Here is a 25,238-nt window from a genome sequence, read left to right on the forward strand (position 1 = left end):
CTTACCGAACTTGGGCGCCCCGCATAGCCCCGCGGCCGCGGAGCCGGTTCCCCGACGGACCTCGGCGGTGGCCGCAGAAACGGGGCACTTTGGCGCGGACACGCCGTCGGAACGTGCTTTCAGGGCCCGGATGCAGGCCAAAGTGCCCCACGACGGCGGCACGTAAGCGGGCGACGACGGTGGCGGCAGTGGGCCCATGGCACTCTGGAATTTAGTAGGAAGTCCGAGTATATTCGCTTGCAGAGATGACCTGGATCACATGCGAAGGAGCATTCAGCCATGGTGCGCGAACTATCCCATTACGTGTCCGGACAAAGAATTGTCGGGACGTCCGGCCGTTACAGCGACGTTTTTGATCCGTGCACGGGCGAGGTCCAGTCCCGCCTGCCGCTGGCCAGCCGCGAGGAAGTCCAGAACGTTGTGGCCGCCGCGGAGAAGGCCCAGCCGGAGTGGGGAGCCATGAACCCGCAGCGCCGCGGGCGGATCCTGCTGAAGTTCGTCGACCTCGTCAACGAGAACATGGATGAGCTCGCCACCCTGCTCTCCTCCGAACACGGCAAGACTTTCGCGGATTCCAAGGGCGACATCCAGCGCGGGATCGAAGTGGTGGAGTTCGCGGCGGGCGCCCCGCACCTGCTGAAGGGTGAATTCTCCGACGACGCCGGCGCAGGCATCGACGTCCACTCACTTCGCCAGCCCCTCGGCGTGGTCGCGGGCATCACGCCCTTCAACTTCCCGGCGATGATCCCGCTGTGGAAGTCCGGACCGGCACTGGCCGCGGGCAACGCCTTCATCCTCAAGCCCTCCGAAAGGGACCCTTCGGTGCCGTTGCGCCTGGCCGAGCTGTACTCAGAGGCAGGAGTCCCGGACGGTGTGTTCAACGTGGTGAACGGGGACAAGGTAGCCGTTGATGCCCTGCTGGAAGATCCGCGGGTCAAGGCGGTCGGTTTCGTGGGCTCAACCCCTATTGCCCAGTACATCTACGCCACGGCGGCCGCCCACGGGAAACGCGCCCAATGTTTCGGCGGCGCCAAGAACCACATGGTGATCATGCCGGACGCTGACCTGGACATGGCCGCCGACGCCCTGATCGGGGCAGGCTACGGCTCCGCCGGTGAGCGCTGCATGGCCATTTCCGTGGCTGTTCCGGTCGGCGAGGACACCGCCGACCGGCTGGTGGGGAAACTCCAGGACCGCATCAAGGGGCTCAAGGTGGGCCATAGCCTGGCCAAAGACTCGGACTTTGGCCCGGTCGTGGCGGCCAGCGCCAAGGAACGGATTGAGGGCTACATCCAGGCAGGCGTGGACGAGGGGGCGACGCTCCTCACGGACGGGCGAGGCCTCACCGTTGAAGGCTACGACGGCGGCTTCTGGGTTGGCCCCACGCTCTTTGACCACGTCACCAAAGATATGAAGATCTACCGGGAGGAAATCTTCGGGCCGGTCCTGAGCGTGCTGCGTGCCGCCGACTACGACGAGGCCCTCCGGCTCTGCTCCGAGCACGAGTTCGGCAACGGCGTCGCGATCTTCACCCGCGACGGCGACGCCGCCCGGGACTTCGCCAGCCGCGTGGAAGTGGGCATGGTGGGCATCAACGTCCCCATCCCGGTACCGATCGCCTATTACACTTTCGGCGGCTGGAAGGCCTCGGGCTTCGGCGACCTGAACCAGCACGGCGCCGATGCCTTCCGCTTCTACACCAAAACCAAAACCGTCACGACGCGCTGGCCCTCCGGGATCCGCCAGGGCGCCAGCTTTGTGATGCCGGCGGGAAGCTGATGGGGGAGCAGGAACTGCAAGAGGTGCTGTTCGAGCGGCGTGGGCAGCTGGGCCTGATCACGCTGAACCGACCGAAGGCTGTCAACGCCCTTACGCTCGGCATGGTCTCGGCCATGCTGGAGCAGCTCACCGCCTGGGCGGGCGATGACGCCGTGGCCACCGTTTTGGTGCGCGGCGCCGGGGACCGCGGGCTGTGCGCCGGCGGGGACATCGTTGCCATCTACCAGGACATGATCCAGGAGGAAGGCCGGGCCCCGGACTTCTGGAGCGCCGAGTACCGGCTCAATTCGCTCATTGCCGGGTATCCGAAGCCCTATGTTGCCTTCATGGACGGCCTGGTGCTTGGCGGCGGTGTGGGAATTTCTGCCCACGGCTCGGTCCGCGTGGTCACTGAGCGGACGCGGATGGGGATGCCGGAAACCACCATTGGTTTTGTGCCCGACGTCGGCGGCACGCTGCTGCTGTCCCGCGCACCGGGGGAGACGGGTACCCATGCCGCATTGACGGGTGCCCACCTGACCGGCGCGGATGCCCTGTTTTTGGGACTTGCCGACCACTTCGTCCCGTCCGGAAGTCTTCCGGCACTGGCGGAAGCGCTGGAAAGCTCGACGGCGGATGCCGCCGTCGGACGTTTCGCCAAGCGGCCGCCGGCCTCAGCACTGGAGGGGCAGCAGAATTGGATCGATGCCGCCTATGCGGGCGACGACGCGGAAGAGATTGTCCGCCGGCTGCGGGCCGCGGGCGGCGATGCCGCCGCGGCGGCGGATACCATCGAATCGAAGTCGCCCACGGCCGTGAAAGTGGCTCTGGCTTCACTCCGGCGGGTCCGGGGGCTGTCCCTTGAGGACGCGCTGGACCAGGAATACCGGGTGGGCCTCCGCTTCCTGGCCGGCCGCGATTTCCGCGAGGGCATCCGGGCGCAGGTGGTCGAGAAGGACCGCAATCCGCGGTGGCAGCCAGCCACACTCGCAGAGGTGGGCGAGGCCGACGTCGAGGCCTATTTTGCATCCCTCGGCGAACGGGAACTCGGCCTGGGCGGCGTCGGCGCCGGTGCGAAGACCTTCAGTCAGTCAAAGGAGACGGACCATGTCTGAGAAACCCGCAATCGCGTTCCTGGGCCTGGGCCACATGGGCGGGCCCATGGCCATCAATCTGGTCAAGGCCGGCTACAGCGTGGCCGGCTTCGACGTGGTGCCGGCGGCACTGGAGGCGGCAAGGGCGCACGGCGTGCCCATCGCGGCCAGCCCTGCCGAGTCCTTGGCCGGCGCCGGGGTGGTGCTCACCATGTTCCCCAGCGGCCAGCACGTGCTTGACGCCTACCGCGGGACGGACGGTGCGCCCGGACTGCTGGCGGCAGCCGCCCCGGGAACCATGTTCCTGGACTGCTCCACCATCAACGTCGACGAGGCCCGGGAAGCCGCAGCACTGGCTGTAGCCGCCGGCCACCGCTCCGTGGACGCCCCGGTCTCCGGCGGTGTGGTGGGCGCGGAAGCCGGGACGCTTACGTTCATGGTGGGCGGTGAAGCGGACGACTTCGACGCCGTGCGGCCGCTGCTCCAGGTGATGGGCAAACGTGTGGTCCACTGCGGCGGGCACGGGGGCGGCCAGGCCGCGAAGATCTGCAACAACCTCATCCTGGGGGTCTCCATGATCGCCGTGAGTGAGGCTTTTGTGCTGGGCGAGAAGCTGGGGCTGACGCACCAGGCGCTGTTCGACGTCGCCTCCGCCGCCTCCGGCCAGTGCTGGGCACTGACCACCAACTGCCCCGTTCCAGGCCCGGTCCCCAGCAGCCCCGCCAACCGCGACTACCAGCCAGGCTTCGCCGGGGCGCTGATGGCCAAGGACCTCAAACTGGCGCTGAACGCCCTGCAGAGCACGGGGGTGGCGGCCCGGCTGGGCCCGCTCGCCTCCGAAATCTACGATACGTTTGCCGCTGAAGGCGGCGCAGGCCGGGACTTCTCCGGGATCATCACCGACATCCGGGACAAGTCCCACAACGACGGGAGTCAGGCATGACGGAGTACACAAACATCCTGGTGGAACAGCGCGGCCGGGTTGGCCTGGTCACGCTCAACCGGCCGGAGGCCCTCAACGCCCTGGACAAGGCCACCATGGAACAGCTCGTGGCAGCAGTCACCGCCATGGACGCCGATCCGGCCGTCGGAGCGGTGGTGATCACTGGCTCCGGCAAGGCGTTCGCGGCAGGGGCGGACATCAAGGAAATGGCGTCGCAGGGCTTCATGGACATGTTCGCGGCCGACTGGTTCCGCGGCTGGGAGGACTTCACCCGGCTCCGCATCCCCACCATCGCGGCGGTGTCCGGCTTCGCACTGGGCGGCGGCTGCGAACTGGCCATGATGTGCGACCTCATCATCGCCGGGGACAACGCCAAGTTCGGCCAGCCGGAGATCAATCTCGGCGTGCTGCCGGGCATGGGCGGCTCCCAGCGGCTGACCCGCGCCGTGGGCAAGGCGAAGGCCATGGACATGATCCTCACCGGACGCTTCATCGGCGCCGAGGAGGCCGAACGGTCCGGGCTTATCTCGCGCGTGGTGCCTGCTGAAAACGTAGTCGAGGAGGCGCTGAAGGCCGCCGACGTCATCGCGTCCAAGTCCAAACCGGTGGCCATGCTGGCGAAGGAAGCCGTGAACGCCGCCTTTGAAACAGGCCTTGCCCAGGGTGTCCTGTTTGAGCGCCGGATCTTCCACTCGCTCTTCGCCAGCGAGGACCAGAAGGAAGGCATGGCCGCCTTTACGGAGAAGCGCCAGCCGGAGTTCAGCCACCGCTGACCCACACCTAACCATTTACCTGCTTGAAGGGCCACGCCCCGTTCCTCCTAGACTCGTAGGAGCCGGGAAACCGGAACGGGACAGCTGGGTGCGTAGATGGGGAATGGTTATGTGGGGAACAAGCGCCGCTGGCGAGGGCTCGACGGACAACCTGGGCGGCCTGGTGGGCGTCGCGGCGCGGGGCATCGAAAACCTCGGCGAATGGGGCGTGGGCCTCTTCACCCTCGCAGAAACTGTACTTCCGCCCATACCCAGCGAAGTGATACTCCCGCTGGCCGGGTACCTGGCCAAGCAGGGATCCCTGAACCTCGTCCTTGTCTTCATCACCAGCACACTGGGCGCCTACGCCGGCGCCCTCCTGCTGTATTGGCTCGGAGCCAAACTCGGACTCGAGCGGTCCATCAGGGGCCTGTCGAAGCTTCCGTTGGTGGACCGGGAGGATTTTGATAACGCCGCGGACTGGTTCCGCCGCCACGGCCGGTCCTCGATCTTCTTTGGCCGGCTGCTTCCCGGCGTGCGGAGCCTCATTTCACTGCCCGCCGGTGCGTCCAGCATGCACTTGGCCACATTCAGCCTCTACACGCTCGCGGGGAGCGGGCTGTGGAACGGCGCCCTCATCGGCCTGGGCTACGCGGTCGGCTCGCAGTACCAGGTGATCGAACAGTATTCACGGTTCCTCAACTACGCCGTGTACGCCGCGCTGGGGCTGATGGTGGTGTGGCTTGTTGTCAGGACTGTCCGGCGCAGCAGGGCCGCCAAACGCTGAGGGCCCCCAAGTAGGTAGCAGCTGATGTCGTTATGAGCGCTCATAACGACATCAGCTGCTACCTAGTTGGGGTGGGACTCCTCAGCCGGTGAAGTCGCCGGCGTTCCGGCGGAAGCTGCCCAGGATCCGGATGAGCTGATCCACATCCGCCGGGTCGAAACCCGACTGGCCGAACACCTCGGAGTTGAGTACCGCCGTCGCGCGCTTTGCCACGGTGCGGCCCTCCGCGGTGAGCTCGATCAGGGTGGTCCGGCCGTCCGTTGGATGCGGCGAGCGGGCTACCAGCCCGGCCCTTTCCAGCCGGTCGACGGCGTTGGTCACCGAGGTGGGATGGACCTGGAGCAGGGCGCTGGCCTTGTTCATGGGCAGCGCCCCGCTGCGGGCGAAGCTGAGCAGGGCAAGCAGTTCGTAGCGCGCGAACGTGAGTCCGAACGGTTTCAGGATGCTTTCGATCCGGGCCAGCAGGATCTGCTGGGTCCGCATGATGGCCGTGATGGCCGCCATGGGCGCGGCGACGTCAGACCAGCCACGTTCCTCCCAGTTGCGCTGGGCGTCGGCGATGGGATCGCGGGGCAGCGGTGCGCCCATCCCTCAGCCCTTCAGCCCGGGGAAGTCAGCTTCGGAATACTCGATTCCGGCCCCCTCAGGTGGCGCGGCACCACCGGGGTGCAGGTCCCCGGCGTGCCGCAGTTCCTCGTTGTGCCGCAGCTCCACCCGGCGGATCTTGCCGGAGATGGTCTTTGGCAGGGCCGCGAACTCCAGCCGCCTGATCCGCTTGAACGGGGCCAGATGGTCGCGGCAGTAGCGGAGGATGTCCTCGGCCAGTTCCGGCCCGGCATCGTAGCCGGCGGCCAGCACCACGTAGGCCTTGGGGACTGACAGCTTCAGCGCATCGGGGGAGGGCACGACGGCTGCTTCGGCAACGGCCGGATGTTCGATCAGCACACTCTCCAGCTCGAACGGGGAGAGCCGGTAGTCAGAGGATTTGAAGACGTCGTCGTCGCGGCCCACGTAGGTGATGATTCCTTGTTCGTCCCGGCTGGCCATGTCACCCGTGTGGTAGTAGCCGCCGCGGAACGCTTCGGCGGTCCTCTCCGCATCCCCGAAGTAGGACTTCATCAGCCCCACCGGGCGGGGATCCAATCGGAGGCAAAGCTCGCCGTCGTCGGCTTCTTCCCCGGTGTTCGGGTCCACCAGCACCACGTCGTAACCGGGAAGCGGCTGTCCCATGGCGCCGATCTTGATCGGCTGGCCCGGCGTGTTGGCCACTTGGACGGTGGTTTCGGTCTGGCCGAAGCCGTCCCTGATGGTCTGCCCCCAGGCACGCTGCACCTGGCCGATCACCTCGGCGTTGAGCGGTTCTCCGGCGGAGACCACCTTGGTGGGCGGGGTCTTCAAAAGTGTCAGGTCGGCTTGGATGAGCATGCGCCAGACGGTGGGCGGGGCACAGAAGCTCGTGACGCCTTCGCGGTCCATCTGTTCCATCAGTGCGCGGGCATCGAAGCGTTCGGAGTTGTAGATAAAGACGCAGGCCTCCGCGATCCACGGCGTGAAAACGTTGGACCAGGCGTGCTTGGCCCAGCCGGGCGAAGCCACGTTCAGGTGAACGTCTCCCGGTTCCAGCCCGATCCAGAACATCGTGGACAGGTGGCCCACGGGGTAGGACGTGTGGGTGTGCTCCACGAGTTTGGCCTTGGACGTCGTGCCGGAGGTGAAGTAGAGCAGCAGCGTCTCATCCGCCGCGGTGGGGGCGTCGGCCGCAAAGGTGGTTGCCGCCGTCGTCGCTTCCGCGTACTGGAGGGCCTTCGGATTGGCTGCTTCGGGACTGCCGGAAGTACCGCCGTCGGCGATTTCAATGAGCCGGTAATCGCCGGGTACGCCGGTGAACTTGCCGATGTTGGAACTCCCGACGGCGGCCCAGCCCGCCTCGCCGCGCTCCACCCGGTCCGCCAGGTCCGCCGGACCCATGAGGGTGGTGGTGGGGATCAGGACAATCCCGAGCTTGATGCCGGCGAGCATCAGCTCCCAGAGCTCCACCTGGTTGCCCAGCATGATGATCATGCGGTCGCCGCGGCGGACGCCCTGGCCGCGAAGCCAGTTGGCCACCTGGTTGGAGCGGGCGGACAGGTCCGCGAAGCTGCGGCGGGTTGCTGAGCCGTCCTGTTCCACGATCACCAGGGCAGGCCGGGTTCCCCGGACGGGGTCGGCGGCGATCTGGTCGAACCAGTCCAGGGCGAAGTTGAATTCCTCGAACCGTGGCCACCGGAACTCTTCCCGGGCCTGGCCGTAGTCGGAACGGAGGGCGAGCAGGCGGTCGCGTGCTGCGCGGAAGTCGTCGGTGACTGTCATGGTGGCGCCCTTTCAACAAGTGATGCGCATCACTGGTTATCCAACCCTGTGCAATATACTAGGACATCCAAGGGTTTGGAAGAGCGAAGGGACCGTATGCCCATGCCGCCACAACGACGTGATGAAGGCTCCTTGACCGCAGCCCCGGTGGCGGCACCAACAGCCACGCTGCCGTTTCCGGACGCGGACCTGATGTACATCGTGGATCTCCTGCCGGGGGACGAAAAGGACCGCTACCTGGAGATCCGGGAGTTCCTGCAGGCCTCCGTCAGGCAGGCTTCGATCGACTACTGGAACCGCGAGGAATTCCCGTTCGGACTTCTGGCGGAAATGGGCAAGCACGGTCTGGGCGGGCTGCAGACCGACGGCAGCTCGAAACTCTTCAAGGGCCTGATGTACGTGGAAGTGGCCCGGGCCGATGTGTCGCTTTCGGCGCTGGTGGGCATCCACAACGAACTGATCGTGGGCATGATCCACGAACTCGGTTCTCCGGAGCAGAAGGAGCGCTGGCTGCCCGGGCTGACCTCCTTTGCCCAGCTGGGGGCGTTTGCCCTGACCGAGCCGGACCATGGCTCGGATATCGCGGGCGGCCTGGCCACGACTGCGCGCCTGGAGGACGGCGAATGGGTGATCAACGGCGCGAAACGCTGGATCGGTGCCGGAACCATTGCCGACTTTGCGCTGGTCTGGGCGCGCGACGACGCGGACGGGCAGATCAAGGGCTTCATTGTGGAGACGGACCGGCCCGGTTACTCGGCCACGAAGATCTCCAACAAGATCGGCCTGCGGATCATGCAGAACGCGGACATCGTCCTGGATAACGTGCGGATTCCACAGTCCAACATGTTGCCGGGCGCCACCGACTTCTCCAAGGCCAACGATCTCCTGCGGGATTCACGCGCCTGGGTGGGCTGGCAAGGTGCCGGCATCCAGTTGGCGGCCTTCGACGTCGCCCGTTCCTACTCGGTGCACCGGAAGCAGTTCGGCAAGGAGCTGGCACGTTTCCAGCTGATCCAGCAGCAGCTCGCCGAAATCCTGGGCAACGCCTCCGCATCGCTGGCACTGATGGTCCAGCTGGCCAGGATCCAGGAGGACGGCAAACTGGAAATGGTGCAGGCCGCCATGGCCAAGTCCACCTGCACCCGGCTGGCGCGCGCGTCCGTGGCGATGGGCCGCTCCATCCTGGGCGGCAACGGGATCAGCACGGATTTCGAAATGGGGAAACTCTTTGGCGACGCGGAAATCCTGTACACCTATGAGGGCAGCTACGAAATCAATTCACTGATTGTGGGCCGCGGCGTCACCGGATTGTCCGCCTTCGTTTAGCTGCAAACGCGAAAACTCCCCCGCCAGTGCGAAAAGCACCAATGGGGGAGTTCCCTTGAGACGTTACAGCGGGCGGATGTTCTCTGCCTGCGGGCCCTTCGGACCCTGGGTCACATCGAATTCGACCTTCTGGTTCTCGTCCAGTGAGCGGTAGCCGCTGCTGGCAATTGCCGAGTAGTGCGCGAAAACGTCAGCGGATCCGTCATCCGGAGCGATGAAGCCAAAGCCTTTTTCGGCGTTGAACCATTTAACTGTGCCTGTTGCCATTGCTATTGCTACTTCCTTTGTAACCCTTTTCTGGTCCTGCTCCAACGGCAGGCAGATGGCGGAGATGATCCCCCGCTGTCTCAAACCTAGGGGGCGGACGGTGGGCGTGCAATAGCTGCCGTCATCAACTATTCAAGCTGTAACCTGCCGGAAATGCGCTTAGGGCCTCAGCAGGACCTTGATGGCCCGGCGTTCGTCCATCGCTTTGTACGCTTCTGCCGCTTCTTCAAGCGGCATTTCGACGTCGAACACCCGGCCGGGATTGATGCGGCCGGCCAGAACATCGTCGAGCAGTTCGGGGATGTACGTGCGGGCGGGCGCCATGCCGCCGGACACCGTGATGTTCTTGTCGAACAGGTAGCGCAGTGGTATTTCGGCGCCGCCCGTGGGCACTCCCACGAAGCCCAGGGCGCCGCCGGGGCGGACCGAGTGCAGGGCCTGTTCCATGGATTCCTTGGTCCCGACGCATTCGAGGACCGAGTCGGCGAGCACCCCGCCCAGGAGTTCGCGGACCTTCGCCACGCCGTCGTCCCCGCGTTCTTCGACGATGTCCGTGGCTCCGAACTCGCGGGCGATGGCCTGCCGGTCGGCGTGCCGGGACATGGCGATGATCCGCTCGGCGCCCAGTCGTTTGGCGGCCAGCACGCCGCAGAGCCCCACCGCGCCGTCGCCGACCACCACCACGGTGCGGCCGGGGGAGACCTGCGCGGAGAGGGCGGCGTGGTGGCCGGTGGCCATGACGTCGGACAGGGTGAGCAGGTTCTTCCGGAGGGCGTCGTCGGGCTCCCCGGCGAGCGGAACCTTGACCAGGGTGGACTCGGCCAGCGGAACGCGCACTGCCTCGCCCTGGCCGCCGTCGATCTTCACGCCTGAGTCGTCCCGGCCGCCCCAGCCGGCCAGCCGGGCGCATGCAACGGTGACGCCGTTGCGGCACTGCGGGCATTCGCCGCAGCTGACCACAAACGGTGCGATGACAAAGTCGCCCGCCGTCAGCTCGGTGACGTCGGCACCGGTGCTCTCCACAACGCCGATGAACTCGTGGCCGATGGCGGTGGGACGGCGGGTGGGCTTGACGCCGCGGTAGGGCCAGAGGTCCGAGCCGCAGACGCACGACGCCGTCACCCTGACCACCGCATCGGTGGGCAACTGGACCGTTGGATAGTCGCGGTCTTCCACCCTGATATCGCCGGGGCCGTGGATGATTGTGGCACGCATAACTGCTCCTGTCGGGCATGGACGAAGGGGAATACCGAGTCTAGCCCCGGCCGCTAGCCAAGGCGTCGGCGGCCGCGTCGAGGCGGCGGGTGGAAGCCAGCCCCAGGTGGTACAGGTGGAGTTCGCTGGCACCGGCTTCGACGAGTGCGGCCCACTCCCGTGCCATCGCGCCGGCGTCGGCAGCTTTCGGCGGCAGCACCAGCACGTATGAGCCCACCCGCGCCTCCGGCGCCGCAGCCTGCATCGCCGACACGGTGGCGGCTCCCTCTGTCGTGTCTCCCCAACAGGGAACGACGGCGGTGACCTCGCCCATGCGCGGCCACAGTTGGCTGCGGCGGAGCGCTTCCACCGGAACGAACGGCCCCGTGGACCACGGATCAGGTGAGGCATGGATCGAAATCCTGGGTGTGGTTCCGGAGTCCGCAACGACCGCCAGGCACGCATCCAGCAGGGCCGCCGTCGCACCCCATCTGGCGTCCAGCAGCTGCAGGAATTCCTGGGCACCGGAGGCCGTTTCCGGCGTGGTGTGTGGATCGTCCGCCCGCAGAATTTCCTGCCGCACCCTGTTCCGTAGCGGCTCGGAGGCCATTCCGCACGCGTCGTAGGTGGAACAGCAGGCCGCGCAGAAGCACAAGGACAGGAGCGCCTGCACCCAGGGCGAATACTCGGCCCCCTCGGTTTTCTCATGCTGGTTCTGGTGGCCGAACCCGAGCGGGCCCGCCGCTTCAAGGACCAACCCGTCGGGCCGGCCGCGCTGCAGCACCTGTGCCACCAGCGTGGCCGCGTACCGGCGGACTTCCGGATGCGAAGGGCACAGGGCGTGGCGGTAGGTTTCGCCGAAGGCGTTCCGCACGCAGAACTCAGGCAGCCCCGTCCCGAGCGCACTTGAATGCGTCAGGACCGTCCATGCATCGACGGGAAGCCCCGTGCTCCGGATAACGGCGGCCGCAGCGGAGAAGGAATCATCGGTTCCCGTCCATTCCGCAGCGTCCGCCGGAGCCAGGGACTGGCCGTTCCAGGCATTGCTGACCGGCACGTAGAGGGCTGCGGAACGGGCGTCCACGACCCGGCGTTCCGGATGCCGGGGCGTGGCTGCGCGGACCGAGTGGTAGGCCGCAGACAGCGCCACCCGGTTGACTCCCGTGGCCCTGATGCGGGCGGCCGCGTCAGGGTCCCCGAGGACGTCCCATGGATAGAGGTAGCCTGTGGCGCTCCGCATGGGTTGAGTCACCAGCGGGGCAGGTCGGCGGTGTACTCCGGCACAAACCGCTGCATATAGCCGGTGTCATCCCGTGCGGTCATCTTTGCGTCGAGGTACTGCTGGTGCAGTTCCGCCAATTTTTCCCGGTCCAGCTCGACTCCGAGGCCCGGACCGGCCGGCACCGCGACGCTGCCGTCAACAAAGCGCAGGGTGCCGGGCTTGATGACATCGTTGTGGCCGTTCCACGGGTAGTGCGTGTCGCAGGCGTAGGTGAGCGCCGGAGTGGCCGCGGCAACGTGCACCATGGCGGCGAGGCTGATGCCCAGGTGCGAGTTGGAGTGCATGGACAGGCCGATCCCGAAGGTCTGGCAGAGGGTTCCCAGTTCCCGGGTGTGCCGAAGGCCGCCCCAGTAGTGGTGGTCGCCCAGGATCACCTGGACCGAGTCCAGCTCCACGCTGCGTTTGATTTGGTCAAAAGCCACCACACACATGTTGGTGGCCAGGGGCATGGCGGCCGAAGCCGCCACCTGCCCCATTCCCTTGAGGCCCGGGGTGGGGTCTTCCAAATACTCGAGCAGGCCCTCAGTCTGCCCGGCCACCCACTTGGACGTTTCCACGGTCCAGGCCGTGTTGGGGTCCAGGCGGAGCGGCAGGTCGGGGAAAGCCTCGCGGAGGGCCCTGATGGCTTCGATTTCCTGGGCGGGCGGAAAGACGCCGCCCTTGAGCTTGATGGATTTGAAGCCGTATTCGGCGATCATCCTGCGGGCCTGCCGCACGATGCCTTCGGAGTCCAGGGCTTCGCCCCACTCATCGGCAATCGCCGGCCGGCCGTCCAGTGCCGGATGCTCGGCCCATTTGTAGAACAGGTACGCACTGAACGGGACTTCATCCCGGACGGTGCCGCCAAGCAGTTCACTGACGCTCCGGCCCGTGGCGTGGCCCTGGATGTCCAGCGCAGCCACCTCAAACGCAGAGAAAACGGCGGCACGTTCGAAGACGGACGGTTCCGCGGCGAGCGCTTCATTGATGAGCTGTTCCATCAGTGACGTGTCAAAGACACTGAGGCCCTTGATGGCCTTGGCTCCAACGGCGAGGTTGTCCAGCCTGCTTTGCCCGCCGGCGCACTCTCCCAGGCCCAGGAGTCCGTTGGCTGTGCGGACCTCAATGACGACGCGGTGCACCAGGGGCTCGTGCACGCCGACGGCATTCAGCAGCGGAGGGTCGGAGAACGCGATGGGCGTGATGGTGATGTCCGTGATTCTCAGGTCGGCCGCCGTCGTCGTGGGTGCGGCCTGAAGGGTGGTGCTGGTATTCATGGAACTTCTTTCGGTGGGACGGCTGGGCGGCAGGATCCTGCGCTAGCCTTTGGTGGCGCCTGAGGTGATGCCGCGGATCATGGAGCGCTGCAGGAAGAGGTACACCAGCAGGCTGGGGATCATGGCCATGACAGCGCCGGCCAGCAGCACGCCGGGTCCAACGGTGGTGTCGTTGCGCAGCACGGAGAGGGCAACTGTGAGGGTGTAGTCGCTCGGGTCATTGGCAGCGATGAGGGGAAGCAGGTACTGGTCCCAGACCATCATGAAGCCGAAGATTCCGATCACCCCGAGGGCGGGCTTGCAGAGCGGAAGGATGATGGTGAACAGCATGCGGAATTCCCCCACACCGTCCAGCCTGGCTGCTTCCTCGATCTCCGCCGGGATCTCCTTCATGAATTCGCTCATGATGAAGATCGAGAAGCCCCAGATGCCAACGGGAAGGATGACCGCAAGGACCGTTCCCCGGAGGCTGATGCCCAGCAGCGGCAGGTCTCCGAGCACGAGGGACAGTGGGATGCCAATGACTTCCTCGGGCAGCATCATGGTCATCAGGACCAGCAGCATCACCAGGGCCTGTCCGCGGAATTTCCTGCGGCTCAGGCTGTAGGCGGCGAAGACAGAGACGGTCATCTGCAGGAGGAGCCCGCCACCGGCAATGACCAGGGAGTTGAGCAGGTAGCCCCACAACCCTTGTTGCTGTGCTGCCTGGAAGTTCTGCAGCGTGAACGTCTTCGGAAACAGCGAGATTTCCGTGGGGCTGGAGTTCCGGTCGAAGGCTCCGGAGATTATGGCGACGAACGGCAACGCGAAGATGCAGAACACCAGGATGCAGAGCGCGATCCGAAGGACCATGTTGGTCCCCATCCGGGGCGACCAGCCCAGGGCCGAATCAAACCGGGCCGAGGAGGACATGGGGCGGGTCCGTGGTGCGGACCGTGTGCGCAGTTGGCTCATTGTTCTGCCTTCCTTCGGGCCAGGAACTGGGTACCTAGTGTCAGCAGCAGCGTGACCACCAGCAGCAGGACCGCGGCGGCGGAGGCGACGCCGATGTCGTTGCGTTGAAAGCCCAGTGAATACATTCGGGTCATCCAGACCTCCGTGGAGCCGGCCGGTCCGCCACCAGTGAGGACATAGACCTCCGTGAAACTGCGGAGGCTGCGGATCGCGGCCAGCGTCAGTACGATCACGATCGAGGGGCGCAGCGCCGGCAGGGTGATGTAGCGCAGCCGCTGCCAGATGGTGGCGCCGTCGACGCCTGCCGACTCGTACAGGGACCGGTCCACGCCGGTCAGGCCGGCAAGGATGATCACCATGTTGTAGGGCGCGCCGCTCCAGATGCCTACGACGGCGATGGACCAGAGGGCGGTATCCGTGCCGTTGAGGAACTGCAGGGGCTCGAGTCCGGCCCAGCCGAGGATGGTGTTCAGCGGCCCGTCGGACGTGGGGAAGTACAGGATCCGCCAGATCTCGCCCACGACGGCCAGTGCCGTCACCACAGGCAGGAAGATGGCGGTGCGAAGGACCCACAAGGACCGCGCCTGGCCCTCCAGGAGGAGGGCCAGGACAAATCCCACCACCAGGGCGCCCATGGTCTGGGTCAGGCCGAGAACAACCGTGTGGCCAAGGGCGTCCAGGAAGCGCTGGTCCGTCAGGACGTTGGCGTAGTTGTCGAACCCCACAAACACATCACCCAGGAACGGCTGCACCTTGAACAGGCTCAGCCTGATGCCCTCGACCATGGGGATGAACTTGAAGTAGAGGCCAAGAACCGCTGCCGGGACAAGGAACAGCCAGATAGCGAGGACCTGCCTGCTGTTCTTGCGCTTCCTCGACGCCGGCGGTGGCTTCGATGCGCCCGCAGCCCGGGAAATTCCCGCAGGCTTGGTTGGGGTTACGGTCATGATTTGGCGTTCTGGCTCGTCAGTTCGTCGTTGATGGCCTTGTCCAGTCCCTGCAGGCCCGAAGCGACGTTATCTGCGGCACAGTCGGACACGATTTTGTTCAGGCTTTCAGCAGCGGCCTGCTTGATGGGAACAAAGTTGATCGCCGACGGAAACGCCTCGGAGGAGTTCTTGAGTGCGTCCTGCACCACTGCCCACCGGGGGTCGTTGTAGACGGCCGCTGCATCAACGTCGGCGTTCACCGGGACCCGGACAATGGGCTGCTTGCCGGCGGTCATGCCGGCCTTCTGGCCGTCAGGGGAAACCAGGTAATCAATGACCTGCTTGGTCTGGTCCTTCTTGCCGTTGCTTGCGGTGACGTAGATGTTTTCGCCTTCAGCCAGAACGGTGCTGTCCACCGAACCCTTGGGGGCCGCAACCACCTCGTACGCGTCCTTGCCCAGGGCCGCGTCGAAGGAAGAAAAGTTGTACGGGCCGGTCAGGATGATGCCGGTTTTGCCGGTCTGGAAGAACGGTGAGGCAACGCTGGTTGCTGCCGTGAGCGCACCAGGCTGGGTGTTGCCGGGTGTGCAGAACTGCTGCTTGATCCAGCTGACGCCCTCCTGCGTTTCGGCGGCGGATGCGTTGGAGGTGAACTTGCCATCGCCTTCGTCGGTCAGGTAGCTGCCGCCGTCCTGCCAGATATAGGAGGAGGCCCACCAGCCGAGGTAGCCGCGCTCGGTGGAGCCGGGAACCGTCATGCCGTAGGTGTCTGCCTGGCCGTTTCCGTCGGGATCCCCGGTGGCGAACGCGGTGGCAAGCCGGGCCAGGTCCTCTTGGGTCTCAGGGATCGGCAGGCCCAGCTTTTCACGCCAGTCTTTGCGGATCAGGGTGACCATGGTCTGGCGGGAGAAGGGGACCCCGTAGCTGGCGCCGTCCAGTCCGACGGTCTCGTCCCAGAGCGAATCCGCGATTTTGTCGTTGCCCGACACCGTGGATTTATCGATTTTCTGGAGGTAGCCCTGGGCGGTGTAGTTGCCGAGGGCGGCGGAGTCGTTGATGACAATATCCGGCAGTTTTTTCGATGCAGCCCTCGTTTGGAGCTGCTGGTCAAGGTCCGGCACGCCCTGGAAGTTGACCTGCACGCCAGTCTTGGCGGTGAATTCCTTAAACATGGCCGCGTAGGTGGTGGCCGCGTCGGTGCCGGCGCGCGCCCAGACCTCGATCGGCTGGCCGTCGTCGGTGGCCGCCGGTGCTGACCCGCCGGCGCAACCGGTAAGGACTGCCGCGGAGGCAATGGTCAGCGCCACGGCAGTGCGGGAGCGGGACTTAATTCTCGAATCCACTTTGATTCTCCTCTTTTTACATATGTAAATCACTGTTACTATGTGAAACGTACTTCATGAGAGTATGATCGCCATCACAGACTGTCAACCGCAGGAGGAAAATTGTCAGCAACGCCGGAGGCCCACACCATCGCCCTGACAGGCGCTGCCGGAATGATGGCTTCCCTGCTGCGGCCCTACCTGGCCGAAGCCGGACACAGTGTCCGGCTTGTCGACCTGGCGGAAGCCCCTCACCCCGGTCCCAGCGAATCCCTGTACGTAGGTTCGGTGGCCAACGCTGACTTCATGGACGCCGCGCTCGCCGGTGTCACGGCAGTGATCCACCTGGGCGGGCTCCACCGGGAGAAGACGTGGGAAGAATTGGTGGCCACCAACATCACCGGCACCCAGGTGACACTGGAAGCGGCACGCAGGAACGGCGTCGAGCGCGTACTCCTGGCCAGTTCCACCCATGCGGTGGGCTTTCACCCCTCCGCGGCGGCCGGCCTGGACACTGTCCTGGCTCCGCGGCCGGACACCTACTACGGCGTCAGCAAGGCAGCGATGGAAGCCCTGGGCAGCCTCTACGCCGACAAGTTCGGAATGAAGATCGTCAGTGCCCGGATCGGGACAGGCGGCGAGCGGCCGGACAACGCCCGCACACTCTCGTCCTGGCTTTCGCCGGCTGATTCCTACCGGCTGGTTGAGGCGACCCTGAGTGACCAGGGCGCCCCTGGGCATCACGTGCTGTGGGCTGTCTCGGCCAATTCACGCGGCTGGGCGGACCTGTCGGCCGGCCGCCGGATCGGATTTGATCCGCAGGACAACGCTGAGGACTTTGCTTCCTCGGTGAGCAGCAACGGCGAAGGCGAAGCGTGGGACCGCCTTCTGGGCGGGTTCTGGGCCAGCAGCGGCCATCAGGTCGGAGTGGACAACTACCCGCAACTGGCAACGAAGTGAACTACCGTACTGTAGGGACGAGCGGGAAGGGGAGGCAGAAATGACACCGCTGGAGGTTCAGTCCGACGATGGTGTCGGGTCCGCCGGAGACGTGAAACTCGTTAAATCCGCTGAGCGCACGATCGCAATCCTTGAACTGTTGGCTGCCGCCCCCCAGCCCCTGACGACTGCGGAAATCTTCAAGCAGACCGGGTATCCGCGCTCCAGCCTCCACTGGCTCCTGCTGACGCTCCTGGAGCTGAACTGGATTGAACAGACTGCGGAAGGCGCCTACCGGATCGGCACGCACGCACTCCTGTGCGGCACCGCCTACCTGGACCGTGACCCGGTCATGGAGCACGTTTCCGGGGTGCTGGAAAAGGTCCGCAACGCCACGACCTTCACCACGCACTACGCCCGCCTGGACCGGTCAGATGTCATCTACCTGGCGACCCGGCAGGCTGTGGACCGCCGTCGGCTCTCGTCACGTGTGGGCCGGAAGCTGCCCGCCCAGGTGACCGCGCTGGGCAAGGCCATCCTGTCCGAGTTCACCGACGCGGAGGTCCGCCAGCGGATCGGTGCCGGCCCCTACGACCAGCTCACGCCCAATACGGTGCCGGACTTCGACGCTTTGCAGGCTGAACTGGCGGTGTTCCGCCGGACCGGCCACGCCGTGGAGAGGGAGCAAAATACTGTGGGACTATGCTGCGTCAGTGTGGTGGTGCCGTACCGGATCCCGGGCACCGATGCCATCAGCTGCTCCATCCCCACCGAACTCGCAACAGAGGAAGTCCTCCGCGAAACCGTGGCCACCCTGGAAGCGGCCGCCGCCGAGCTCGCCAGAACCCTGCGGGTGGCCGGGATCCGCTAGCGCATGCCCTCCCGGCGGATGGCCGTGGCGATCGCCGCGGCCCGGGTCTCCACGCCGAGCTTGGCGTAGATGTGCGCCAAATGCGTTTTGACCGTCGCCTCGGAAATGAACAGCCGCTGGCCCAGCTCCCGGTTGCTGAGCCCCTCGGTCAGGAGGCTCAGCAGCTCAGCTTCCCTGGGCGTCAGGACCTCGTCCGGATTGCGGAGCTGCTGGAAGAGCCGCGAGGCCACCGGAGCACTCATCACGCTTTTCCCCTGCACTGCTCCGCGGATGGCGGCGAAGATCTCGTCCGGGGAAGCGTCCTTGAGCAGGTAGCCCATGGCCCCGGCGTCCACCGCCCGGACGATGTCCGCGTCCGAATCGTAGGTCGTGAACACCAGGATGGCCTGCCGGCCGTTGCGCTGCCGCAACTGCCTGATAGCCTCGATGCCGTCCATTCCGGCGCCCATGGCCAGGTCCATCACCACCACGGCAGGGGAGTGCTGTTCCACCAGCTCCAGGGCCTCCTCGCCGGAGGCGGCCTCGGCCACCACGTCAAAGTCAGGCTGTGTTCCCAGCAGCGCCTTGAGGCCGCTCCGGACCACCATGTGGTCGTCCACCAGGAGCACGCTGATTGTGGTCATGCGTCGTCTCCGTGTGTCCGCTGCAGTGGCATCGGGGCCGGCAGTTGTGCGGCCACAACGGTCCCTTCGCCGGGTGAACTTTCAACTGAGAATACGCCTCCCAGTTGCTCCACCCGCTGACGCATGGCGCGCAGCCCGTAGCCTCCGGCGTCCGACGGCGGTGCTGCCGCCAACGGATCAAAGCCGGTCCCGTCGTCGTAAATGTCCAGGGTGACGGAGTCCGGGAGGAAGCCCAGCGTCAGGGTTGTGGTGGTGGCGTGTGCGTGCTGCTGGACGTTCGCGGACGCGCTCTGGACCACGCGCAGCAGGGCGTGCCGGACTTCGGCCGGGACGGCCCTCGGCTCACCGGTGACCAGCAGCCGGGCTTGCGGGACGTACTGCGCGGCCGCCTGGTGCAGGGCCTCGGGCAGCGGTGACGCCTCGAGGCCCGGGGCGGCGAGCTCGTGGACCAGGCTGCGCGTCTCAGCGAGGTTCCGGCGCAGGAGCTCCGTAGCCTGGGTGAGCTCCTGCCGCGCTGCGTGGCCTGGCCACGAACGGTCAGCGGCCTCCAGGAGCAGCAGGCTGCTGGCCAGGCCCTGCGTCACGGTGTCGTGGATCTCACGTGATACCCGTTCGCGTTCGGCGATCGTGCCGGCACGGCGCTCGCTGGCCGCCAGCTGGCCCTGTGCCAGCGACACCTCGGCATGGAGGCGCCGCTGCTCCGCGGCGTCGTGCTCGATCCGGTCATAAATCAGGGTCAGCATCGCGCCGACAGCGAGCGGCCCCAGCAGCATGGCGAGGTCCGTGCCGTCGCTGAGCCGGAACAGCCCGACGGCGGTGGCGGCCGCCGTCGCGCCCGCCGCCACGTAGCCCACAGCGCCTCGAAAAGCGGTGCGGCACAGGAAGAAAATTGCAAAGGAGCACCACGCAAAGCTGGGTGCGGCGATGACCAGGGCTGCCCAGACGGCCACAAACACGAGCATCCACACTGCCCACGGGCGTCCCTGCCGGGCCAGGACGGCGATCACGGCGTACAACGCGAACACCGCTCCTGCCAGTCCGAGGACCAGGACGTTGTCCGGCAGGCTGTGCCGCATGGCATAGCGGACGGCCGACGCCACGAGGAGGACAGCGAAGCCCAGGTGGACGGCGGCGTCGATCCGGCCGAACCGGCCAGCCGCCGGGCCAGGGTTGGCAGGCAGGGCGGATCCTGTGGTCAGGGTTTCGGGGGGAGTGGCAGGGGATGGCATGGGGTCCGGTTCAGGTCAGGGGAGTTCCTCTCCCATGCTATTGCCCGCACCATTGCTGGTCTCTCAGCCTTTTGGCTGATGCTGCTGGCCTTGCGGAGGAGCGGGGCGCAGCCGAAGGCCCGATGTTTGTTCCGGCGCGGCTGGACAGGATGGATGGAGCCGATGCCCGTTCCAAGGGATCCCATCATCGTGAGTCCATCAGCATGAGGAGAACACCGTGAAGAAGTCCAACAAGATTGCCGCCGCCGCTGCCGCCGGGGCGTTGCTGCTCACCGGCGGGCTGACCGCCGCGGCCAATGCCGGAACCAGCCAGGCGGCCGCCCCGGCCGCGGTGCCCGCCGTCGATATCCCGCAGGCACCGGAAACCGTGGTGGCGCAGAACCGCATCAGTGTTGGCGCCTCTTCCGATGCCGTCAGCGCAGCCCTCGCCAAATGCCAGGCGGACAAGCTGCCGTTCGTCACGGTGGCCCTCGTGGATCGGTTCGGAACTGTCCAGGCGCTCCTTCGCGGCGACAACGCCGCCGAGCACACGATCGAGGCTGCCAAGCAGAAGGCCTACACCGCGGCCGCTTTCGGTGCGCCCACGAGTGAGCTGGCCAAGCGCATCAACGGCAACGGACCCAGCATCGCTGACCTTCCCGGCACCCTGTTCCTCGCCGGTGGCGTCCCGCTGAAGGTCAACGGCGTCTCAGTGGCGGGCATTGGTGTGGGCGGTGCCCCCGACGGCAACCTGGACGAAGCCTGCGCCACCGCCGGCGCCGACACCATCGCCGCGCTGGCAGCCGGCCCGGCCAAGTAGGCTCGGCTCCATGAGGCGGTTCAGGACCTGGCGGTTGAAGAACCGGCGCCGGGCTGGCAGCGCGGCGGCGGTACTGATTTTGGCGGGCGGCGTGGCGGTGTGCCTCGCGGCCTGCCAGGCGGTTCCCGGCGAGGCACCACGGGTGGAGGCGCCGCCGTCGTCCGTCCTGCCGGGTCCTGGGACCTCCGCTCCCGCCACGTCCGCCCCGCCTGCAACCCCGGCTACCACCACTTCGCCAACCTCAACGGAGCCGGCCTTGTCCGCCGAAGCCCAGGCCCGGCTCGACCAGGAACTGATCGCCGCGGCGAAGGCCAACAATGTGGCGCTCGTGGGCGAGCTCATTGGTCGCGGCGGCAATGTCAATGCCAAGGACGCCATCCAGGACTCCGCGTTCCTCTACGCCGGGGCGGAGGGCTTCAACGAGGTCCTCCGGCTGACGCTGGTGGCCGGCGCCGACGTTGCCAGCACCAACCGTTACGGCGGGACAGCCCTGATCCCGGCCAGCGAACACGGCCATGTGGAGACAGTCCGCATTCTGCTGGCCGCTGGAGTGCCCGTCAACCATGTGAACAACCTGGGCTGGACCGCCATGCAGGAGGCCATCCTGCTCAACGACGGCGGGCCCAGGCAGCAGGAGGTGGTCCGGCTCCTGCTCGAGGCAGGCGGCGATCCGAACATCCGCGATCCCCAGGGGCGGAGCGCCCTGCAGAATGCCGAACGGCTGGGCTTTGGCGAGAGCGCAGCACTGATCCGGGCTCACTGAAACAGCCCAGTTTTGGCTGGGTTGCCCGCAGCGCCCAGTGGTTTGGGGCGCACAACGCTTCAAAACTGGCCTACTTCGACGTTCGGCTCGACTTAGACGGCTTCCAGGACGCTGACGTAGTTGGCGATGCCCACGCCGCCCATGTTCTGGACGGCTGCCCGGCGCGGGTTCGCCAGCTGCATGGCGCCGGCGGTGCCGGTGAGCTGCATCGCGGCGATAACGTGCTGTGACACGCCCGTGGCACCCACGGGATGGCCCTTGGCCTTCAGGCCGCCGGAGACGTTGACGGGCAGCTTGCCGTCCTTGAAGACCCAGCCCTCCTCCAGGGCGCGGGCTCCCTGACCGGGTTCCGTCAGCCCCATGGCCTCGTACATCAGGAGCTCGGCGATGGTGAAGCAGTCGTGGACCTCGGCGAAGTCCAGCCCGTCAAGCCCGACGCCGGCCATCGCCAGGGCGCGCTGCCAGGACACCCGGGTGGCCGCGAAGGCCGTGGGGTCCCGGCGCTCGGCCGGGAAGAAGTCGTTGGCCTGGCCGAAGCCCGCGAGCCGCACCGGCGCAGTGGCCCCGCCGGTGGGTGAGGTGGACAGCACGACGGCGGCGGCGCCGTCGGACACGGGGGAGCAGTCGGTGCGGCGCAGGGGGTCCGCGACCATGGGGTTCTTGTCCGAGATGGTGCGGCAGAACTCCTCGCCGAGGTCCTTGCGAAGCTGGGCGTAGGGGTTGTCCACGCCGTTGCGGTGGTTTTTCGCCGCGATGGTGCCCAGGACGTCGCCCAGCTTTCCGTCCCCGCGCCCGTAGCGCTTCTCGTAGTGCTTGGCGACGTCGGCGAAGAGTCCGGTGAAGCCCGTGGTGGAGGTCTGCCCGGCCATGTCGTAGTCGGCGCCCAACAGGGCGGCTCCCACAACGTCGGCACCGGCGTGCGTCATCTTCTCCGCGCCGATCACCAGGACGGTTTTCGCGGTGCCGGCCAGCAGCGACTTGGTTCCCTGCTGGAAAGCGGCCGACCCCGAGGCGCAGGCGTTCTCGACGCGGGTGGCCGGGACGTTGGCCAGCTCCGGCGAGACCTGCAATGCCAGGGATGACGGGAAGGCCAGCGGCATCATGCCGGAGTTGAACTGGCCGAGGTAGATTTCATCAATCTGGCCGGCTTCGATGCCGGCGTTGCTGATGGCCTCCGTGGCCACCTGGACGATGAGGGACTCGAGGGTCTCGTCGGTCAGTTTGCCGAACCGGCTGTGGCCCCAGCCGGTGAGCAGGACGTCTTTGCCGAACTGTTCCTTCAGGCTCATGCTGCCACTTCCTCGTTTTCGAGCTGGACGTCAAATGCGGCCTCGGTCTTCGCCCGGATTTCGTCCACGGTGACCCCCGGCGCAAGGCGGGTCAGCGTGAGCTGCCGCCCGCCGCCGTCGTCCGCTTTCACCAGGTCAAAGACCGCAAGGTCGCTGATAATCCTGTCCACGCAGCTCAGCCCCGTGAGCGGCAGGGTGCACTCAGTGACGATTTTGGCGGTGCCGTCCTTGGCGTTGTGCTCGGTGAGGACCACCACGCGCGGCGTGCCGGCCACGAGGTCCATGGCGCCGCCCATGCCCTTGACCATCTTGCCCGGGATGGTCCAGTTGGCGAGGTCGCCGCTGCCGGAGACCTGCATGGCGCCGAGGATGGCGACTTTCACGTGGCCGCCGCGGATCATGCCGAAGGACGTCGCGGAGTCGAAGATGCTGCCGCCGGGCAGGACCGTGACGGTCTGCTTGCCGGCGTTGATGAGGTCAGCGTCCTCCTCGCCGTCGTAAGGGAACGGGCCCATGCCCAGCAGGCCGTTTTCGCTCTGCAGGACCACGCGCACGCCGTCGGGCAGGTTGTTGGCAACCAGCGTGGGGATGCCGATCCCCAGGTTCACGTAGTCGCCGTCGTTGAGTTCCTCGGCCGCGATGGCAGCCATTTCATCCCTGGTCCAGGCCATGGGGGTCTCCTTGTTCAAAAGTTGAGGGGGCTTAAATGTTCGTTCGCGCTGTGTGAAGCGGTACCTCTTGTGGAGCGGTACTAGGCGGGGACGGGCTCGGCCGTGCGCGGGCGGACCGTGCGCTGTTCGATGTCCTTGACCCGGCCGCTCGCCTGGACCAGGCGCTGGACGTAGACGCCGGGGGTGACAATGTGGTTGGGATCCAGGGTTCCGGGTTCCACGATGACTTCCGCTTCCGCGATGGTGACCGCCCCGGCGGTTGCCACTACGGGGTTGAAGTTCCGGGCCGTGTAGCGATAGACCAGGTTCCCGTCCGTGTCGGCGGTGTGCGCGTGGACGAGTGCGACGTCGGCGCGGATGGCGCGCTCCTGCACGTACGTTTCGCCGTCGAACACCTCGTGCCGCTTGCCCTCGGCGACCAGCGTGCCGACACCGGTCTTGGTGTAAAAGGCGGGGATGCCGGCGCCGCCGGCGCGGAGGCGTTCGGCGAGCGTGCCCTGCGGGGTGAACTCCACTTCCAGCTTCCCGGCTAGGTACTGCTCGGCGAACAGCTTGTTCTCACCCACGTAGGAGGCGATGACCTTCCGGACCTGCCCCGCTTCAATCAGGACACCCAGGCCCTTGCCATCCACGCCCATGTTGTTCGACACCACTGTGAGGCCCCGGACACCGGAGTCGCGGACAGCCTCGATCAGGTCAGCCGGGATGCCGCTCAGGCCGAAGCCGCCCACAGCCAGGGTGATTCCATCCCGCAGGGCATCGCGGAGGGCGTCGGCAGCGCCTGTTTTTAGTTTCGACATGCTTTTCTCCTCATTGAGAGCGGGCGTTGGGTGGAAATCCACTTTATGGACAATGGCTCTGGTTTCGGAGCGTACGGGAGTGAATTGGTGACTGTCAAGGCGTCAGAATTGCCTAAATCGTGGCCTTTTTACAGTGTGGACGCTACCCTGAGTGGAGTCCACAATATGGATACTTTGAATGGTTGGAAGGTCTTACATGAACCAGAATCCCGTGCAGGGCGCGCAGGTTGTCAGCCGCATCGCCGGGCTGCTGCGCATCGCCGGCCGCAAGCCCGAAGGCAGCCCGCTGGTGGAACTGGTGAAGGAGTCGGGGCTCACCCGGCCGACGGTCCACCGCCTGCTCACGTCGCTGGCGGCAGAAGGACTACTGGACCATGACGGCCGGACCGGCAATTGGGTCCTCGGGCCCGAAATCCTGCTGATGGGGTCCGTGGCGTCCGCAAGGTTCCCGCTTGAGGAGATCGCCCGGCCCAGCCTCCGCCGGCTGGCGGAGGAGACGGGGGAGAGTGCGTTCTTTTCCATCCGCCGGGGAGCGGAGACGGTCTGCCTGCTCAGGGAGGAGGGCAGCTTCCCGGTGCGTTCCTTCGTGCTGCATGAAGGAGTCCGTTTCCCGCTGGGCGTCGCCTCGGCCGGGACAGCAATCATGGCGTTCCTGCCGGAGGCGGAACAGGAACAGCTGCTGGCATCCTGGGCAGGCCATGCGGGCGCGTTCGCCGCAGCGCACACGGCAGAAGTTGTCCGCGCGGGCCTGGCCAGGACCCGGCAGGCAGGCTACTCGGTGAATCCCGGCCTGGTGCTCGAAGGCAGCTGGGGGATGGGTGCCGCCGTTTTTGACCAGGCGGGACGGCCCGCGTGGGCACTTTCCCTGACCGGCATCGAACCGCGCTTCCGCGAGGACCGGCAGGAGTTCCTCGGCCGGCTCCTGATGGAGGAGGCCCACCGGATCACGAACAAGCTGGGTTCCCCCGCCAAGGAACTGTTGTGACGTCGGGCGGGGCGTGCCTACGCTAGCCATAGAGTGCCAAACACCCGAAGGAGCCC

General features: G+C 66.4%; 25 protein-coding genes. 11 read left to right on the forward strand and 14 right to left on the reverse strand.

Annotated elements, in window-relative coordinates; all coding sequences use genetic code 11:
- Positions 1-279 precede the first annotated feature (279 nt).
- The 5 genes from ABV518_RS11405 to ABV518_RS11425 all read left to right on the forward strand — a co-directional run bounded on the left by ABV518_RS11405 (position 280) and on the right by ABV518_RS11425 (position 5,334).
- Positions 280-1,779 carry a CoA-acylating methylmalonate-semialdehyde dehydrogenase gene (locus ABV518_RS11405; RefSeq protein ID WP_367767197.1) on the forward strand — a complete coding sequence of 500 codons (1,500 nt, stop codon included), beginning with the start codon at positions 280-282 and terminating at the stop codon, positions 1,777-1,779.
- Entirely contained in the window at positions 1,779-2,873 is a 1,095-nt protein-coding gene (locus ABV518_RS11410; protein WP_367767198.1) for an enoyl-CoA hydratase/isomerase family protein, read from the forward strand. The genes ABV518_RS11405 and ABV518_RS11410 overlap by 1 nt, the downstream gene beginning before the upstream one ends.
- Positions 2,866-3,795: a 3-hydroxyisobutyrate dehydrogenase gene (mmsB, locus tag ABV518_RS11415; RefSeq protein WP_367767199.1), complete on the forward strand. Its 930-nt coding sequence runs from the start codon at positions 2,866-2,868 to the stop codon at positions 3,793-3,795. Before ABV518_RS11410 ends, mmsB begins: the two co-directional genes overlap by 8 nt.
- Entirely contained in the window at positions 3,792-4,568 is a 777-nt protein-coding gene (locus tag ABV518_RS11420) for an enoyl-CoA hydratase (RefSeq protein WP_367767201.1), read from the forward strand. The genes mmsB and ABV518_RS11420 overlap by 4 nt, the downstream gene beginning before the upstream one ends.
- 109 nt (positions 4,569-4,677) lie before the next feature.
- The gene (locus ABV518_RS11425; protein ID WP_367767202.1) at positions 4,678-5,334 is read left to right on the forward strand and encodes a DedA family protein; all 657 of its coding nucleotides are present in this window, start codon (positions 4,678-4,680) and stop codon (positions 5,332-5,334) included.
- An 81-nt stretch (positions 5,335-5,415) separates the two neighbouring features.
- Here the strand turns inward: ABV518_RS11425 and ABV518_RS11430 are convergent, their stop codons facing one another.
- Together ABV518_RS11430 and ABV518_RS11435 are read right to left on the reverse strand one after the other, a co-directional pair.
- A complete protein-coding gene (locus tag ABV518_RS11430; RefSeq protein WP_367767203.1) occupies positions 5,416-5,922 on the reverse strand; it encodes a MarR family winged helix-turn-helix transcriptional regulator in 507 nt (168 codons plus the stop codon).
- Between the two features lie 3 nt (positions 5,923-5,925).
- Complete coding sequence (locus tag ABV518_RS11435; protein WP_367767204.1) at positions 5,926-7,683, reverse strand: AMP-binding protein; 1,758 nt, start codon at positions 7,681-7,683, stop codon at positions 5,926-5,928.
- A gap of 192 nt (positions 7,684-7,875) precedes the next feature.
- Between ABV518_RS11435 and ABV518_RS11440 the strand changes: the two genes are divergently transcribed.
- Complete coding sequence (locus ABV518_RS11440) at positions 7,876-9,009, forward strand: acyl-CoA dehydrogenase family protein (RefSeq protein ID WP_367767415.1); 1,134 nt, start codon at positions 7,876-7,878, stop codon at positions 9,007-9,009.
- 63 nt (positions 9,010-9,072) lie between these two features.
- Here the strand turns inward: ABV518_RS11440 and ABV518_RS11445 are convergent, their stop codons facing one another.
- The 7 genes from ABV518_RS11445 to ABV518_RS11475 form a co-directional block, all read right to left on the reverse strand.
- Positions 9,073-9,276 (reverse strand): cold-shock protein, encoded by a 204-nt coding sequence (locus ABV518_RS11445; protein WP_013599688.1) that lies wholly within the window; start codon positions 9,274-9,276, stop codon positions 9,073-9,075.
- 159 nt (positions 9,277-9,435) lie between these two features.
- On the reverse strand, positions 9,436-10,491 hold the full coding sequence (locus ABV518_RS11450; RefSeq protein WP_367767206.1) for a zinc-dependent alcohol dehydrogenase family protein: 1,056 nt from the start codon (positions 10,489-10,491) through the stop codon (positions 9,436-9,438).
- 40 nt (positions 10,492-10,531) lie between these two features.
- Positions 10,532-11,710 (reverse strand): hypothetical protein, encoded by a 1,179-nt coding sequence (locus ABV518_RS11455; RefSeq protein ID WP_367767207.1) that lies wholly within the window; start codon positions 11,708-11,710, stop codon positions 10,532-10,534.
- A gap of 8 nt (positions 11,711-11,718) precedes the next feature.
- Positions 11,719-13,008 carry a glucarate dehydratase family protein gene (locus ABV518_RS11460; RefSeq protein ID WP_367767208.1) on the reverse strand — a complete coding sequence of 430 codons (1,290 nt, stop codon included), beginning with the start codon at positions 13,006-13,008 and terminating at the stop codon, positions 11,719-11,721.
- A gap of 42 nt (positions 13,009-13,050) precedes the next feature.
- A complete protein-coding gene (locus tag ABV518_RS11465; protein WP_367767210.1) occupies positions 13,051-13,962 on the reverse strand; it encodes a carbohydrate ABC transporter permease in 912 nt (303 codons plus the stop codon).
- Positions 13,959-14,909, reverse strand: coding sequence for a carbohydrate ABC transporter permease (locus ABV518_RS11470; RefSeq protein ID WP_367767211.1), 951 nt, complete (start codon positions 14,907-14,909; stop codon positions 13,959-13,961). The genes ABV518_RS11465 and ABV518_RS11470 overlap by 4 nt, the downstream gene beginning before the upstream one ends.
- Positions 14,906-16,234, reverse strand: coding sequence for an ABC transporter substrate-binding protein (locus tag ABV518_RS11475; RefSeq protein ID WP_367767212.1), 1,329 nt, complete (start codon positions 16,232-16,234; stop codon positions 14,906-14,908). The genes ABV518_RS11470 and ABV518_RS11475 overlap by 4 nt, the downstream gene beginning before the upstream one ends.
- 102 nt (positions 16,235-16,336) lie before the next feature.
- On the opposite strand from ABV518_RS11475, the gene ABV518_RS11480 reads away from it, so the two are divergent.
- Entirely contained in the window at positions 16,337-17,173 is an 837-nt protein-coding gene (locus ABV518_RS11480; protein WP_367767213.1) for an NAD-dependent epimerase/dehydratase family protein, read from the forward strand.
- A 40-nt stretch (positions 17,174-17,213) separates the two neighbouring features.
- Positions 17,214-18,023 (forward strand): IclR family transcriptional regulator, encoded by an 810-nt coding sequence (locus tag ABV518_RS11485; RefSeq protein WP_367767214.1) that lies wholly within the window; start codon positions 17,214-17,216, stop codon positions 18,021-18,023.
- On the opposite strand, the gene ABV518_RS11490 is transcribed toward ABV518_RS11485, so the two are convergent.
- On the reverse strand, positions 18,020-18,646 hold the full coding sequence (locus tag ABV518_RS11490; RefSeq protein WP_367767215.1) for a response regulator: 627 nt from the start codon (positions 18,644-18,646) through the stop codon (positions 18,020-18,022). The genes ABV518_RS11485 and ABV518_RS11490 overlap by 4 nt on opposite strands.
- Positions 18,643-19,875, reverse strand: coding sequence for a sensor histidine kinase (locus ABV518_RS11495; RefSeq protein WP_367767216.1), 1,233 nt, complete (start codon positions 19,873-19,875; stop codon positions 18,643-18,645). The genes ABV518_RS11490 and ABV518_RS11495 overlap by 4 nt, the downstream gene beginning before the upstream one ends.
- A 217-nt stretch (positions 19,876-20,092) precedes the next feature.
- On the opposite strand from ABV518_RS11495, the gene ABV518_RS11500 reads away from it, so the two are divergent.
- Together ABV518_RS11500 and ABV518_RS11505 are read left to right on the forward strand one after the other, a co-directional pair.
- Complete coding sequence (locus ABV518_RS11500) at positions 20,093-20,674, forward strand: heme-binding protein (protein ID WP_367767217.1); 582 nt, start codon at positions 20,093-20,095, stop codon at positions 20,672-20,674.
- A 10-nt stretch (positions 20,675-20,684) separates the two neighbouring features.
- The gene (locus ABV518_RS11505; protein ID WP_367767219.1) at positions 20,685-21,437 is read left to right on the forward strand and encodes an ankyrin repeat domain-containing protein; all 753 of its coding nucleotides are present in this window, start codon (positions 20,685-20,687) and stop codon (positions 21,435-21,437) included.
- Between the two features lie 92 nt (positions 21,438-21,529).
- Here the strand turns inward: ABV518_RS11505 and ABV518_RS11510 are convergent, their stop codons facing one another.
- From ABV518_RS11510 to ABV518_RS11520, 3 genes are all read right to left on the reverse strand, one after another.
- Positions 21,530-22,726 carry an acetyl-CoA acetyltransferase gene (locus ABV518_RS11510; protein WP_367767221.1) on the reverse strand — a complete coding sequence of 399 codons (1,197 nt, stop codon included), beginning with the start codon at positions 22,724-22,726 and terminating at the stop codon, positions 21,530-21,532.
- The gene (locus tag ABV518_RS11515; protein ID WP_367767222.1) at positions 22,723-23,397 is read right to left on the reverse strand and encodes a CoA transferase subunit B; all 675 of its coding nucleotides are present in this window, start codon (positions 23,395-23,397) and stop codon (positions 22,723-22,725) included. Before ABV518_RS11515 ends, ABV518_RS11510 begins: the two co-directional genes overlap by 4 nt.
- An 80-nt stretch (positions 23,398-23,477) precedes the next feature.
- Positions 23,478-24,197 carry a CoA transferase subunit A gene (locus ABV518_RS11520; protein WP_367767223.1) on the reverse strand — a complete coding sequence of 240 codons (720 nt, stop codon included), beginning with the start codon at positions 24,195-24,197 and terminating at the stop codon, positions 23,478-23,480.
- 196 nt (positions 24,198-24,393) lie between these two features.
- Between ABV518_RS11520 and ABV518_RS11525 the strand changes: the two genes are divergently transcribed.
- Positions 24,394-25,182, forward strand: coding sequence for an IclR family transcriptional regulator (locus ABV518_RS11525; RefSeq protein ID WP_367767224.1), 789 nt, complete (start codon positions 24,394-24,396; stop codon positions 25,180-25,182).
- Positions 25,183-25,238: the final 56 nt, after the last annotated feature.

The organism is Arthrobacter sp. HS15c (assembly GCF_040812005.1).
Classification (GTDB): Bacteria; Actinomycetota; Actinomycetes; order Actinomycetales; family Micrococcaceae; genus Arthrobacter.

What these genes read in the sequence shown, in the direction of transcription:
- ABV518_RS11445 (WP_013599688.1), bottom strand. Translation starts at nt 9,276, where the DNA reads ATGGCAACAGGCACAGTTAAATGGTTCAACGCCGAAAAAGGCTTTGGC.
- ABV518_RS11440 (WP_367767415.1), top strand. Translation starts at nt 7,876, where the DNA reads ATGTACATCGTGGATCTCCTGCCGGGGGACGAAAAGGACCGCTACCTG.
- ABV518_RS11435 (WP_367767204.1), bottom strand. Translation starts at nt 7,683, where the DNA reads ATGACAGTCACCGACGACTTCCGCGCAGCACGCGACCGCCTGCTCGCC.
- ABV518_RS11520 (WP_367767223.1), bottom strand. Translation starts at nt 24,197, where the DNA reads ATGTCGAAACTAAAAACAGGCGCTGCCGACGCCCTCCGCGATGCCCTG.
- ABV518_RS11410 (WP_367767198.1), top strand. Translation starts at nt 1,779, where the DNA reads ATGGGGGAGCAGGAACTGCAAGAGGTGCTGTTCGAGCGGCGTGGGCAG.
- ABV518_RS11505 (WP_367767219.1), top strand. Translation starts at nt 20,685, where the DNA reads ATGAGGCGGTTCAGGACCTGGCGGTTGAAGAACCGGCGCCGGGCTGGC.
- ABV518_RS11405 (WP_367767197.1), top strand. Translation starts at nt 280, where the DNA reads ATGGTGCGCGAACTATCCCATTACGTGTCCGGACAAAGAATTGTCGGG.
- ABV518_RS11515 (WP_367767222.1), bottom strand. Translation starts at nt 23,397, where the DNA reads ATGGCCTGGACCAGGGATGAAATGGCTGCCATCGCGGCCGAGGAACTC.
- ABV518_RS11460 (WP_367767208.1), bottom strand. Translation starts at nt 13,008, where the DNA reads ATGAATACCAGCACCACCCTTCAGGCCGCACCCACGACGACGGCGGCC.
- ABV518_RS11495 (WP_367767216.1), bottom strand. Translation starts at nt 19,875, where the DNA reads ATGCCATCCCCTGCCACTCCCCCCGAAACCCTGACCACAGGATCCGCC.
- ABV518_RS11470 (WP_367767211.1), bottom strand. Translation starts at nt 14,909, where the DNA reads ATGACCGTAACCCCAACCAAGCCTGCGGGAATTTCCCGGGCTGCGGGC.
- ABV518_RS11485 (WP_367767214.1), top strand. Translation starts at nt 17,214, where the DNA reads ATGACACCGCTGGAGGTTCAGTCCGACGATGGTGTCGGGTCCGCCGGA.
- ABV518_RS11525 (WP_367767224.1), top strand. Translation starts at nt 24,394, where the DNA reads ATGAACCAGAATCCCGTGCAGGGCGCGCAGGTTGTCAGCCGCATCGCC.
- ABV518_RS11420 (WP_367767201.1), top strand. Translation starts at nt 3,792, where the DNA reads ATGACGGAGTACACAAACATCCTGGTGGAACAGCGCGGCCGGGTTGGC.
- ABV518_RS11425 (WP_367767202.1), top strand. Translation starts at nt 4,678, where the DNA reads ATGTGGGGAACAAGCGCCGCTGGCGAGGGCTCGACGGACAACCTGGGC.
- ABV518_RS11465 (WP_367767210.1), bottom strand. Translation starts at nt 13,962, where the DNA reads ATGAGCCAACTGCGCACACGGTCCGCACCACGGACCCGCCCCATGTCC.
- ABV518_RS11430 (WP_367767203.1), bottom strand. Translation starts at nt 5,922, where the DNA reads ATGGGCGCACCGCTGCCCCGCGATCCCATCGCCGACGCCCAGCGCAAC.
- ABV518_RS11490 (WP_367767215.1), bottom strand. Translation starts at nt 18,646, where the DNA reads ATGACCACAATCAGCGTGCTCCTGGTGGACGACCACATGGTGGTCCGG.
- ABV518_RS11450 (WP_367767206.1), bottom strand. Translation starts at nt 10,491, where the DNA reads ATGCGTGCCACAATCATCCACGGCCCCGGCGATATCAGGGTGGAAGAC.
- ABV518_RS11455 (WP_367767207.1), bottom strand. Translation starts at nt 11,710, where the DNA reads ATGCGGAGCGCCACAGGCTACCTCTATCCATGGGACGTCCTCGGGGAC.
- mmsB (WP_367767199.1), top strand. Translation starts at nt 2,866, where the DNA reads ATGTCTGAGAAACCCGCAATCGCGTTCCTGGGCCTGGGCCACATGGGC.
- ABV518_RS11510 (WP_367767221.1), bottom strand. Translation starts at nt 22,726, where the DNA reads ATGAGCCTGAAGGAACAGTTCGGCAAAGACGTCCTGCTCACCGGCTGG.